Raw genomic sequence first — 12590 nt, 5'->3', positions numbered from 1 at the left:
TAAAAAAATCAGGGGTTGAATCATTTTAGAATTCAACCCCCTTGGTTACTTTAGTATGTATATTGCATTACGGTTTGGCTACCATCCGCTGTGGAGGTTGTTGCCGTTACCGGATAGTCCATATTATAGGTGTAGCTGGTAAATGTAGTTACATTTGTTCCGCCCGTGGTGGTTTGCGTTCCGGTAACATTATTTGCCCCGCCTTTGTAGTCAGAAAGTATGAGAATACCGTAAGCGTACAGGTTTTTAAACGGATTATTAAAGTAGTCATACGAGTAGTTTATTACCGTTGTACCATCGTCATATTTTACAATATTTCCATTAGTAGCCATAGTCAGGGTTAGCGTGCGGTAAGGAGTGGTTTGGCTGTTTTCATCGCCTTTCAGTTCTGTTACGCTAACGGTGGTGCCGCTATAGGTATACAATGATCTTACAGAATAGTTTGCAGAGGGGTTAGCCAAGTTGTAGTAATTTTTAACCCTGCCTGCAAAGCCGGCAGCATCATACAGGAATACATCTTTTTCTATCAGACCGCCGTTTTGATAAATGCGTTTTTCGGTTAAATACTGATCTATATAACTGTACGATTCAGATGTTCCGTCGCTGTAAGTAGTTGTTGTAATGCGGTTGCCACTGTATGTGTACGTTGCTGTTAGCTGAGTGCCATCTGGTTTGGTTGTTACAATACGGCTGGGAAGCACCACAGTAACATCATCTGTTGGGGTAGGTGGGGTGTCGTCACTACAAGAAGCCATAGCTATGGCCGCCATAAATAATAGAATCTTTTTCATGTTTTTTGGAAAGGTATTTATTAAACAATTTTCGCAAATATACGTATTAGGTGTAATTTTATAACGATTTCGATGAAAATGAAAAGTGTATAATTTTTTAGTTCCCTGAAGGTTTGTCACGACTCTAGTTATCACGCCCTTGTATACATTGGTGTAAAATAGAGTCTTGATTATTGACTCAAAGTCTTATAAGTAGCAGGATATAGATTTGGAAAACTGGTTATTTTTAATGAAAATAAATGTCTCGCAATGACGCAAAGCGATTGCGGCATGACGAGACAATTAAAAAAATAAAAAAGCCCCTTTGCAAATAGCACGCAAAGAGGCTTCAGTATGTGTTTAAAAGATTACTTTACAAAGTTAACTGCTGCGGCAAGCGCTTCGGCAACGCCGGCAGGGTTTTTACCGCCTGCGGTTGCAAAGAACGGCTGTCCGCCGCCGCCGCCCTGTATATACTTGCCCAGTTCGCGTACTACAGTGCCTGCGTTAAGCCCTTTTTCGGCAACAAGCTCTTTGCTTACATAGCAGGTAAGCATCGGTTTGTCTTCGGTAACGGTAGCTAAAACCAAGAACAGGTTAGTGCCCAGGTTACCCAACTCATAAGCCAGGTCTTTAGCTCCGTTTGCATCAAGGTCCACCTGCTTGGCAAGGAATTTTACTCCGTTTATTTCCTGTAGTTCATTAGCAAGTTCGCCTTTTAGGTTTTTAGCTTTCTCTTTAAGAAGTGCTTCTACCTGTTTTTTCAGCTTAGTATTTTCGTCTTGTAACGATACTACTGCCTTAAGGGTATCCTGCGGATTTTTAAGGGTAGCCTTAATATCGTCAAGGGCTTTTTCCTGCGATGCAAAGAAATCCTTAACCGCAGTACCGGTAATCGCTTCTATACGGCGGATACCTGCTGCCACAGCGCTTTCGCTGATTATTTTAAAGTACCATATATCGGCAGTATTCTTTACGTGTGTACCCCCACAAAGTTCCATGCTGTCGCCAAATTTTATGGCACGTACATTATCGCCATACTTTTCTCCGAACAGTGCCATAGCACCTTCCTCAACCGCCTGCTTAAACGGAATGCTCCTGCGTTCTACAAGCGGCAGGTGTTCCTGTATGCGGGCGTTTACAAACTGCTCTACTTCGGCAAGTTCGGTATCGCTTACTTTTGCAAAATGCGAAAAGTCGAAACGAAGGTAACCCGGACTTACAAGCGAACCTTTTTGCTCCACGTGCGTACCCAGGATGCTGCGCAATGCTTGGTGCAGTAAGTGCGTAGCCGTGTGGTTGCTTTGGCTTTCGGCACGCAGGGTGGCGTTTACCTTAGCTATAAAGCTGCCGTTTACATTTTCCGGAAGCGACTTGGTTATGTGCAGTATAAGGTTATTCTCTTTCTTAGTGTCAAGAACTTCAATGCTTTCATTAGCCGATTGCAGTATGCCTTTGTCGCCTATCTGGCCACCACCTTCAGGATAGAACGGAGTAGCATCAAGTACTATTTGATACAGCACACCGTCTTTTTTAGAATCGATTTTGCGGTAGCGTGTTATTTTAACTTCGTTCTCCAGTTGGTCGTAACCCACAAAGCTTTCGGTGTTGCCTTCCACAAGCGTAACCCAGTCGTCTTTGGCTATTTCATTAGCGCCACGGCTGCGTTCCTTTTGTTTTTGAAGTTCGGCATCAAAGCCTGGCTTGTCGTAGGTATATCCTTTTTCTTTAAGGATAAGCGCAGTAAGGTCTTCCGGGAAACCGAAAGTATCGTACAGTTCAAATGCCTTAGCACCGCTAACCTCAGTACCTTTAGTTTCAACAACTACATTGTCTAGTAATTGAAGTCCCTGGTCCAGGGTACGCAGGAATGATGCTTCCTCCTCACGGATAACATTTGTAACAAGTGATTGCTGTGCTTTTATCTCAGGGAAGAATTCGCCCATCTGAGCAGCAAGCACCGCCACAAGCTCATAAATAAACGGCTCCTTCTTGTTAAGGAACGTAAACGCATAACGTATAGCGCGGCGCAATATCCTGCGGATAACGTAACCTGCACCACCATTGCTTGGCAGCTGTCCGTCGGCAATGGCAAATGCCACCGCACGCACGTGGTCGGCCACTACACGTATGGCTATGTTTACTTTCTCCTGATCCGCGGTAGCATTTTTAGACGTATATTTTGTACCGGTTACGGCTTCAATTTTTTCAATAAGTGGTGTAAATACATCGGTGTCGTAGTTACTCTGTACACCTTGCAGTACCATACAAAGCCGCTCAAAGCCCATACCGGTATCTACGTGCTGTGCCGGTAGTTTCTCCAGGCTTTTATCGGCCTTACGGTTAAACTCCATAAATACGTTGTTCCAAATCTCTACAACCTGTGGGTGGTCTGCGTTTACAAGGTCGCGTCCGCTTACTTTAGCTTTTTCCTCGGCAGAACGTATGTCTACGTGGATTTCGCTACACGGCCCGCACGGTCCCTGATCGCCCATTTCCCAGAAGTTATCTTTTTTGTTACCCAGCAGTATGCGTTCTTCTGGTACAAGGGCTTTCCATATATCCCAGGCTTCCTGGTCAAATGGTACGTTTTCTTCCTTGCTGCCTTCAAATACGGTAACGTATAATATGTCTTCAGGAATCCCGTATACTTTAGTAAGCAGTTCCCATGCCCAGTTAATAGCTTCTTTTTTAAAGTAATCGCCAAAGCTCCAGTTACCCAGCATCTCAAACATGGTATGGTGGTAGGTGTCAAAGCCTACATCTTCCAGGTCGTTGTGCTTACCGCTTACGCGAAGGCATTTTTGGGTATCGGCTATACGCTTGCTTTTTGGTGTGCCGTTGCCAAGGAAAAATTCCTTAAACTGCGCCATACCACTGTTGTTAAACATTAGCGTAGGGTCGTCTTTGGTTACTATGGGGGCAGAAGGAACAATTAAATGGCCCCTTTCTTCAAAAAATTGCAGGAACTTTTTCCTGATATCCTGAGATTTCATGCTCGTATGAAAGTTTGTTTTTTGCTTTAAAAATAGGTTTTAAACGGTACGCACTGCTAATTAATGCTGCCAAAACCGTAACATTTCTTACATTTGCTCGTTATGCAATATACCTTATGGCACGGTTTTTTCCGTTAAGGTGCAAAAATAGAATAATTTAACCACATGGCGAAGGTAAAATATTATTACGACCCCGAAAAGCTGGCCTTTCATAAGATAAAGACCAAAAAAGGGCAAAAAATAGGCGTGGCGCTGCTGTTTATAGTAGCTTCGGCGTTGTTCGGGTTTGTGTGTTTTGTGGTGCTGCTAAATACGCCTTTTTTTGAAACCCCTAAAGACAGGCTGCTTACCCGGGAAATAGAGAACATGAAGCTGCAGTATGAAATACTTAACCGTAAAGCAGCCCTTATGGAAGACGCCATAGCCAGTGTAGAGGAGCGCGATAACAACATATACCGCACCTACTTTAACGCCACTCCGGTACCCGAAGAACAGCGTAAAGCCGGTTTTGGTGGGGTTAACCGCTATAAAGAGTTGGAAGGGTACAACAACAGCGAACTGGTAAAAAACACCACCCGCCGCATAGATGTATTAAGCAAGGAAATTGTAATACAGAGCAAAAGCCTGGACGAAATAGCCAAACTGGCAAAGGATAAGGAAAAATTACTGAGTGCCATACCGGCAATACAGCCCGTGAAAAATGAAGATCTGCGCCAAATGGCATCGGGTTTTGGGTACCGTAGCGACCCGTTTACTAAAATACGTAAATTTCATGCAGGGATGGATTTTAGCGCACGTACCGGAACACCAATTTTCGCTACCGGAGATGGTGTGGTTTCGGCTGCAGATAATAAGATGTCGGGCTACGGCAACAGAGTGCTTATTAACCACGGCTACGGTTACCAAACGCTTTACGGACACATGAGCAAATTTGCCGTAAGGGCGGGGCAGCGTGTAAAACGTGGCGATGTTATAGGCTACGTGGGTAGCACCGGCCGTAGCGAGGCGCCACACCTACATTATGAGGTGCATAAAAACGGATCTGTAGTAAACCCGCTGAATTTCTATTACGGAAATATTTCTGCTAAAGAATACGTATTAATTGCTAAATTAGCTAACCAGGAAAACCAATCGCTTGACTGATGCATATAGACCTGCCGGAAAAACGATATTACACCATTGGCGAACTTGCCAGGGCTTTCGACGTAAATGCGTCGCTTATCCGCTTTTGGGATAAGGAGTTTGATGTCCTTAAGCCAAAAAAGAATGCTAAGGGCAACCGTATGTTTACACCTGATGATGTAAAAAACCTTCAGTTGATATACCATTTGGTAAAAGAGCGCGGCTTTACCTTAGAAGGGGCTAAGGTACATTTAAAAGAAAGCCAGAAAAAGACTATGGATAAGTTTGAAATTATCCGTAAATTAGAGTTGATAAAAACACAATTGATAAACATTAAAAACGAACTTTAATCAAAAAACAATCGAAAACATGAAAAAGTGGTTAATACCTGTTATTGTAATAGTAGCTATAATTGCTATAGCATTCTTTTGGGCTATGGGCATTAAAAACGGTGCCCTTGGTAAAAGCCAGGCAGTAGGAAAAGAATGGGGTAATGTAGAAACAGCCTACCAGCGTCGTAACGATCTTATAGGGAATCTTGTGGAAACCGTAAAAGGGGCTGCTAATTTTGAAAAAAGCACCCTTGTAGAGGTAACCGAAGCAAGGAGTAAGGCTAATTCGGTTCAGGTAGACCCATCTAATGCTACGCCAGAGCAACTTGAGGCTTTCGCGAAAGCACAGGCTAACCTTATGGGGTCTGTTAATAAGCTTATAGGTAATGTAACCATAGAAAAATATCCGGAACTAAAGGCAAATGAAAATTTCCTGAAGCTGCAGGATGAACTTGCTTCTACCGAAAATACCATACAAACACAGCGTACACGCTATAACGAAGTGGTACAGGATTATAACAACTATGTGCTAAGGTTTCCTAACTCTATGTTCTTAGGCGAATACAAAGAGAAGCCTTACTTTAAGGCTGTAGAAGGTGCTGAGAAACCGGTACAGGTTAAATTCTAAAAACTACATAGATATGCCTGTAACCAATGATTTTATAACTGCTGCCGATGAGCAGGCTATTGTAGCCGCCATACAGCAGGCTGAAAAAAATACCAGCGGCGAAATCAGGGTGCATATAGAAAATACATCAGAAAAACCTCCGCTTGAAAGGGCTAAGGAGGTTTTTCATTTTTTAGATATGCACAAAACCGCTGCGCGTAACGGGGTTTTGTTTTATGTAGCCGTAAAAGACCGTTCGTTTGCCATTGTGGGCGACGAAGGGATAGATAAAGCGGTGGAGCCTGATTTTTGGGATTGTACCAAAGACATGGTTATAGAACACTTTAAGGAAGGGCGTTTTGTGCAGGGCCTTGCCGATGGTATACTGCGTGCCGGCGAGCGCCTTAAAACCTATTTTCCGTATGCTGACGATGATGAAAACGAACTCCCAGACACCATATCAAGAGGATGATGAAAAAGATATTTTTATTATGCCTGTTGTATGCAGGTGTGCTGTTACAGCCGGTTGTTGGTTTTGCACAGTTTGAAATACCACCAAAACCAGAAAAGCAAACCAGCGTGTATGACTATGCAGAGCTACTGTCTCCATCAGACAGGAAGATGCTGGAGGAAAAGCTGGTGAATTATGCCGATACTACGTCTACCCAAATTGTAATAGCCATTATCACGTCGCTTAAAGGCGAGGATATAGGGCTGCTAACGCCCAAATGGGGGCAGCAGTGGGGTGTAGGCGGCAGCGAGCAAAACGACAACGGCGTTATGATAGTGTTAGCCAGAGACGAGCGAAAAATCTGGATTTCTCCGGGGTATGGTGTTGAAGACCGTCTTACTGCCGGACAGGTAGGTGAAATGACGCGGGAGGTAATTATTCCGTATTTTAAAGAGGGAGATTACTATGGAGGGCTCAATGCCGGTACCGATGTCCTTATAAAAATGCTTCAGGGCAAATATAAAGCCGAACCTAAGCCGGATAAAGATGGCGGATTCCTGGGTTTCCTGCCGTTAATTATAATAATTTTTATTATCATTATAATTGTTATTTCCCGTAAAGGAGGCGGGGGTAGCGGCGGTCGCAGGGGTGGCCTGGATCTTGCTGATATTTTAATTTTAAGCAGCTTAGGCAGCGGCGGTCGCAGTTCTGGCGGATGGGGCGGAAGTTCCGGAGGCGGAGGCGGTGGCTTTGGAGGCGGTTTCGGTGGCGGCGGCTTTAGTGGCGGCGGTGCCGGAGGAAGCTGGTAATTTTAGTAATGATTATATTTTTTTATTATATTTCGGCCGGAACTTTGTTTCCGGCCTTTTTTTTAAAACCAACAAACTAAATATTATGAAAAAACTTTTATTGTTATTGTTAGTAATAAGCGTTGCAGGATGTAAACCACTTATGCTAAAGTACTATGGTATTAAAGATCCTTCGTTTAAAACAGAAAAACAAATAAAGCGTTATTTGGTTAAAAAAGATATAGATACTACTGCTTTGCTATATCCTAAAAACTTCGATGCATGGGGTCAAATAGTAAAGTTAGGTATGCCCCAGGCTTATTTTTTTAATGCGAAAGGCGAATACGTAAATTACAAAAAATCAGCATCAGACTGTAATGCTAAGGTAGATGGCTTTATAGGAGATCTTAAAAATCTTAATAACGAACCTTCTCAAAAAGACTTTACCATTACGCAAATGTTTAACCGTTTTAACGCTTATCACGGAAAATTGCCGGAAACATCTGGCTATGATGGCTACGTGGTTATAACATGGGCTACGTATTTGGGCAAACTAAATAAAGACAAATCGTTTGAGTGGCTTTCTTCATTAGATAAGGCGAAGGCAAGTGGTTTAAAGATTCAGTACTATCTTGTAAATGGTGACTTACAAGAGAAATGGGGCTTAACCGAGGATCAGAAAAATGAACTTGAAATAAATTAGGGGAATATGAGGAAGCTATTGTCTATAAGTTTGTTGTGTTTGCTCTTAGCTTCCTGCGGGCGAATGATGGTTAAGGCGGCTTTGCTTACGTTTAAGCACCCTACACCGCATTATTATACAAATGGGGATAAAACGATAGTGTTTATCCCTATGATACACCTTAATAAAAAAGAGTTTTATGATGAGGTAAAGCAGTTAAATGATTCGCTCCGTACGCAAGGCTATGTGTTTGTATACGAAAGCGTGGCGGCCTCTAAATCGTTAGACAGCGTTACGCTGGATACCTACAAGCGAAAATTCAGGCGGGTTGTGGGCTTTAATCTTACCAGCTATACCGATAAAAATAATGATGCCATGAAGCGCTATAGGGTAAAGGGTGCTGTAAGTCAGACCATGAGCAATACCGGACTTAGCTTAGACACGGATATTAAGGGCGATGTGAGTATGGACTCATTAGTGCGCCGTTACGAAAAAGAAAAAGGCGAAATTGTTTTGTATGAGTACGACCGCGAAACGCCGCTAAATAAAAAGTACAAAGGTAAACGCCTGCCGTCGTCGGAAAAAGAATACTTGTTAATGACCGTCAGAAACGAAGCCCTTGCCAATAAAATAACCGCGATGCAGGATAAGAAAATCGTAGTATTGTATGGAGCACTGCACCGTAAAGGTATGTACGACAATCTTAAGAAAATTGACCCGAAGTGGAATGAGGTAAAGGCGGAAGAATTAAGTAACTCAAATTAAACCATAACAATAACATATTGTTGCAGGGTTGCCCACCTTTTGCAATCATGTTTATTTAATGCACAGCTTTTTTAATTCGGCAAGTTTACCGTTATAAATATTAGCATCTACTTTGCCCTCTATGCCTATAATTGAGGCCTTGTCTGTAAATTGCCAAAAATCCCACTCTTTACGTATTTCATCTTCAAAAAAGCTATAATTGGCTATCCATAGCGTGTAGCCTTTAAATTCTTTTTTAAGGAAGTCCCCATGGAAACTTTGCCCGCTGTATAATATGGGTTTTACACCATAATGGTTTTCTACCAGTTTTAGCCAGCGTTTCAGCCCGCTTTTCAGGCTGTCCATGCTTTGTCCGTTAGGCATTTTTTCTATGTCTAGTACCGGCGGAAGATCGCCCTTGCTTAGCGTTACTCTTTTTATAAAATTTTCGGCTTGTTTTACAGAGTTTTCGTCAGGGCGGTAATAGTGGTATGCCCCACGGATAAACCCTGTGCGCTTAGCGTGTTTCCAGTTACGTGCAAATTCATTGTCGCCGCGGCGTTTTCCGGCAGAAGCACGTATAAATACAAAGTCCAGCGGGAAATCGCCTTTAGACCGTTCTATACTGTCCCAGTTTATTTTCCCTTGGTAGTGCGATACATCAAATCCAAAAATACGGTCTTTATGGCGGCTTACAATTTCATAAATACGCAGGTCGGCTATCTTTCGCTCTTCCTTTGTAAGTACGGTAATTTGTTTGTTGTTTATTTTATTGAACCCCAGGTACACTAAAACCCCGTGCCTAAAACGGTACGTTCCGGCAATAATAAATGTAATAAGCAGCATATATACCGAATATTTCAGGATGCTGAACGGAGTAAGTCCCTGCTTTTTTTTAGCGGTTTTTTTTCTAGGGGCGGCAGTCCTTTTAGGGGTAGCATTGCCTTGCACCGTTTTTGCAGGTGTACGTTTTGGGGCGGGCATGTTTAAAAAAGAAATTTATGCTTTGTGCCAAAGTTTATTTGTAACCAGCGATACCAGTACATATAAGATAATGATAAGCGGAATGGCAAGATAGTTAAGGAAAAACAACAGCAGTATAGAAAGGATAAGGAAGCTAAACTGTACCTTATTGGTTTCCCAGTTAAAGTACTTCAGCTTTAGCGAAAATAAAGGTATGTTACTATTTAGCATAAAGGCGCTTATAAAGCTTATAGCTACCAGTACGTATGGGTTGCTCAGTAGTTCAAATAGTACGCCGTCTCCATCGCTGTAGGCTTGTATAACCGGCAGGCTCATTATAAAAAGAGCATTAGCAGGCGTGGGCAGGCCAATAAAAGAATTGGTCTGTCTTGTGTCTACATTAAATTTAGCGAGCCTGTATGCTGAACCCAGGGTGATGATAAAACCTGCATAAGGCAGCAGTCCAAGGTAAAAGTTATCGCTTTCCAGGTTTAGTTCGGCCTGCATTTCGGCAATGCCGGCCAGCATCTGGAAAATTGCCATACCCGGTACCACACCGCTGGTAACCATGTCTGCAAGCGAATCTAACTGCAGGCCTATAGGGCTGGATACCTTTAGTGTACGGGCAAAAAAACCATCCCAAAAGTCAAAGAAAATACCCATGCATACCCAAAAGAATGCCATTTGCCAGTTGTTATTAAAAGCGTAAACAAGGGCTACCAGGCCCGATGCAAGGTTTAAAAGGGTAATAAAATTAGGAATGTGCTTTTTCAATGCCATTTTGGTTTAATTTTTCAATGCAAATGTAATACAATAAAGTTAATAGAAACGGAGTTTAGTAATTGAGATTTTTATGTCATATTTGCACAAATTTACCACATTGGGACGATTACTAACTGCTATAGCTGTTTTTGCCGTATTTTCTGTAACTGCACAAACTACCCGTAAATATTCTAACGAATTTATGAGTATAGGTGTAGATGCGGCTGCTATGGGTATGAGTAATGCCGTTACCGCCAGTACCGGCGATGTTACATCCGGGTATTGGAACCCTGCCGGGCTTATGAATCTTACCGATAGCCAGGCAGCGCTTATGCACGCCAGCTACTTTGCAAACATAGCCCAGTATGATTATGCCGCTTATGCCCAGCCTATAGATAACAGCAGCGCATTTGCAGTATCGGCCATACGTTTTGGGGTGGATAATATAATGAATACCACCCAGCTTATAGACAGCCAGGGGAATATAGATTATAACCGGATAAGCCTGTTTTCGGCGGCAGACTACGGGTTTCTTTTAAGCTATGCGCGCAAGGCACCTATGAAGGAGCTAACGTATGGTGTAAATGCTAAGGTAATACGCCGCGTAATAGGGAAATTTGCCGATTCATGGGGTTTTGGGTTTGATTTTGGGTTGCAATACCGTACTAGGGGCGACTGGAAAATGGGTTTTATGCTACGCGATATAACCACAACCTATAATGTGTGGGCCATAAATAAGGCCGAGTACCAAAAGGTAATGGACGCCGTTCCGGGGCAAAACCAGGAACTGCCGGAAACTACCGAAATTACATTGCCAAAAGCACAACTTGGCGTATCTAAAAAGTTTGAATTCCATGGCGATTACGCGCTGTTGGCATCGGCTAACCTAAATATGCAGTTTGCCAAAACAAACGACCTTGTAAACCTTGATTTTGTAAGCATAGACCCGGCTGTCGGGTTTGAGTTTAGTTACCTTGACCTTGCATTTTTACGTGCCGGCACCGGTAACTTTCAGTACGAGCAACAGCTGGACAGCAGCCAGCGGCTTACCTTTCAGCCTAACATAGGAGTAGGGTTTAAGTACCGCGGCGTGCAGATAGACTATGCCTTAACTGATATTGGCGACCAAAGTGCAGCGTTATATTCAAATATTTTTTCTCTTAAAGTAGATTTGGGTATCTTTAGGCGTTAAAAATCAATACCGCAAAACCATGCGTTTTATACCCCGTTTTTCATTTTTACTTCTTGTGTTATTGTATATGTTTCCTGTTTCTTTAAAAGCACAGGGGCAGTTGTCTGACCGCGCATTTGTATCGTTGCTTACCTGCGGGCCGGGCGAGGAGTTGTACTCGGTATTTGGGCATACCGCATTACGCGTTGCCGATCCCGAAACCGGTATGGATGTGGTGTTTAATTACGGTATGTTTGATTTTAATACCCCTTTATTTTACCTCAAGTTTATAAAGGGCGACCTTAAGTATTTTGCATCCGCCGGCTCTTACCAGGATTTTGTATACACGTACCAATATTATAACCGCGATGTTTTTGAACAGCGCCTTAACCTTACCCTGGCGCAAAAACAACAGGTTATAGATGAGCTTGTAGCTACTTTAAATTCAGATAAAAAGTACTACACCTACCGCTATTTTGGGCGCAACTGTACCACTATGGTGGCCGATGTGCTTAACAACAGTCTGAACCCAAAGATTTCCCGGCAAAACGCCGATACCGGGAAAACGTATCGTAAAATAGTGTGCGAAAGATTGCATAACAGCTTTTATGAGAGCCTGGGTATCAATCTTATTTTTGGTGCCAAGACAGATAATGTGCTTGGCGTGCCGTTTTTGCCGGAACAGCTTATGCAGGGGGTAACCCATTCTAAAACGGCAACAGGCCAGGCCTTAACTCCCGTTACCGATACGGTGTATAAAAGTACAACCGTACAAAAAATGTCGGGGTGGAACAATATATACACGTTTTTAGCTGTGTGTGCCTTGCTGATATTTATTTCAAAGAACATAGTGGTAAGGCGTTCGCTTTACGCACTATTGGGGCTTTTGGGCCTGTTTTTTTGTTGCGTGGGGCTTTACTCTTTCCACACCGAAATAACGTGGAATTACAATGCTTTGCTTGTTAATCCGTTGCTATTATTGCTATTGTATTTTAGCTTTGCCAAAAATCAGGATGCCATTAAAAAGACAACCATTGTTATTGCTGTTTGTATTTTGGTGTATCTTGTCTATATGCTAAATAAACCACATTTACTTATGGTGCTTCCGATAGTGGTACTGGTGCTGTCTATGTTAGCACGCGAAATGCTGCCGTTTGTAAAACAAAAATTTCCGTCAAGGAGAAACGCGTAATCCTGCCTTT

At 42.7% G+C, this 12590-nt stretch carries 13 protein-coding genes; 9 read left to right on the top strand and 4 right to left on the bottom strand.

The genetic code is table 11. The features are described from left to right. Positions 1-50: 50 nt before the first annotated feature. Entirely contained in the window at positions 51-791 is a 741-nt protein-coding gene (locus ACLI08_RS11980; RefSeq protein WP_411428729.1) for a hypothetical protein, read from the bottom strand. A 347-nt stretch (positions 792-1138) separates the two neighbouring features. Beyond that, complete coding sequence (gene alaS / locus ACLI08_RS11975; RefSeq protein ID WP_411428728.1) at positions 1139-3766, bottom strand: alanine--tRNA ligase; 2628 nt, start codon at positions 3764-3766, stop codon at positions 1139-1141. A 165-nt stretch (positions 3767-3931) separates the two neighbouring features. Between alaS and ACLI08_RS11970 the strand changes: the two genes are divergently transcribed. From ACLI08_RS11970 to ACLI08_RS11940, 7 genes are all read left to right on the top strand, one after another. Next, positions 3932-4909, top strand: a complete 978-nt coding sequence (locus ACLI08_RS11970) for a M23 family metallopeptidase (RefSeq protein ID WP_411428727.1) — start codon at positions 3932-3934, stop codon at positions 4907-4909. After that, positions 4909-5238, top strand: coding sequence for a MerR family transcriptional regulator (locus ACLI08_RS11965; protein ID WP_411428726.1), 330 nt, complete (start codon positions 4909-4911; stop codon positions 5236-5238). Before ACLI08_RS11970 ends, ACLI08_RS11965 begins: the two co-directional genes overlap by 1 nt. A gap of 19 nt (positions 5239-5257) precedes the next feature. After that, positions 5258-5848: a LemA family protein gene (locus tag ACLI08_RS11960; RefSeq protein WP_411428725.1), complete on the top strand. Its 591-nt coding sequence runs from the start codon at positions 5258-5260 to the stop codon at positions 5846-5848. A 13-nt stretch (positions 5849-5861) separates the two neighbouring features. Next, positions 5862-6299 carry a TPM domain-containing protein gene (locus tag ACLI08_RS11955; protein WP_411428724.1) on the top strand — a complete coding sequence of 146 codons (438 nt, stop codon included), beginning with the start codon at positions 5862-5864 and terminating at the stop codon, positions 6297-6299. Then, the gene (locus ACLI08_RS11950; protein ID WP_411428723.1) at positions 6296-7087 is read left to right on the top strand and encodes a TPM domain-containing protein; all 792 of its coding nucleotides are present in this window, start codon (positions 6296-6298) and stop codon (positions 7085-7087) included. The genes ACLI08_RS11955 and ACLI08_RS11950 overlap by 4 nt, the downstream gene beginning before the upstream one ends. An 85-nt stretch (positions 7088-7172) precedes the next feature. Then, positions 7173-7769, top strand: coding sequence for a hypothetical protein (locus ACLI08_RS11945; RefSeq protein WP_411428722.1), 597 nt, complete (start codon positions 7173-7175; stop codon positions 7767-7769). Between the two features lie 6 nt (positions 7770-7775). Further along, positions 7776-8513, top strand: coding sequence for a hypothetical protein (locus ACLI08_RS11940; protein WP_411428721.1), 738 nt, complete (start codon positions 7776-7778; stop codon positions 8511-8513). A gap of 51 nt (positions 8514-8564) precedes the next feature. Here ACLI08_RS11940 and ACLI08_RS11935 read toward each other — a convergent pair whose 3' ends face one another. Continuing rightward, on the bottom strand, positions 8565-9476 hold the full coding sequence (locus tag ACLI08_RS11935) for a glycoside hydrolase family 25 protein (RefSeq protein WP_411428720.1): 912 nt from the start codon (positions 9474-9476) through the stop codon (positions 8565-8567). Positions 9477-9491: 15 nt separating this feature from the next. After that, complete coding sequence (locus tag ACLI08_RS11930) at positions 9492-10235, bottom strand: CDP-alcohol phosphatidyltransferase family protein (RefSeq protein WP_411428719.1); 744 nt, start codon at positions 10233-10235, stop codon at positions 9492-9494. Between the two features lie 184 nt (positions 10236-10419). On the opposite strand from ACLI08_RS11930, the gene ACLI08_RS11925 reads away from it, so the two are divergent. Then, on the top strand, positions 10420-11409 hold the full coding sequence (locus ACLI08_RS11925; protein WP_411428745.1) for a PorV/PorQ family protein: 990 nt from the start codon (positions 10420-10422) through the stop codon (positions 11407-11409). Positions 11410-11428: 19 nt separating this feature from the next. Continuing rightward, the gene (locus ACLI08_RS11920; RefSeq protein WP_411428718.1) at positions 11429-12580 is read left to right on the top strand and encodes a DUF4105 domain-containing protein; all 1152 of its coding nucleotides are present in this window, start codon (positions 11429-11431) and stop codon (positions 12578-12580) included. Positions 12581-12590 lie beyond the last annotated feature (10 nt).

The sequence above is a fragment of the Flavobacterium sp. RNTU_13 genome (assembly GCF_046614455.1).
Classification (GTDB): Bacteria; Bacteroidota; Bacteroidia; order Flavobacteriales; family Flavobacteriaceae; genus Flavobacterium.
This window is presented reverse-complemented; position numbering and strand designations above follow the sequence as displayed.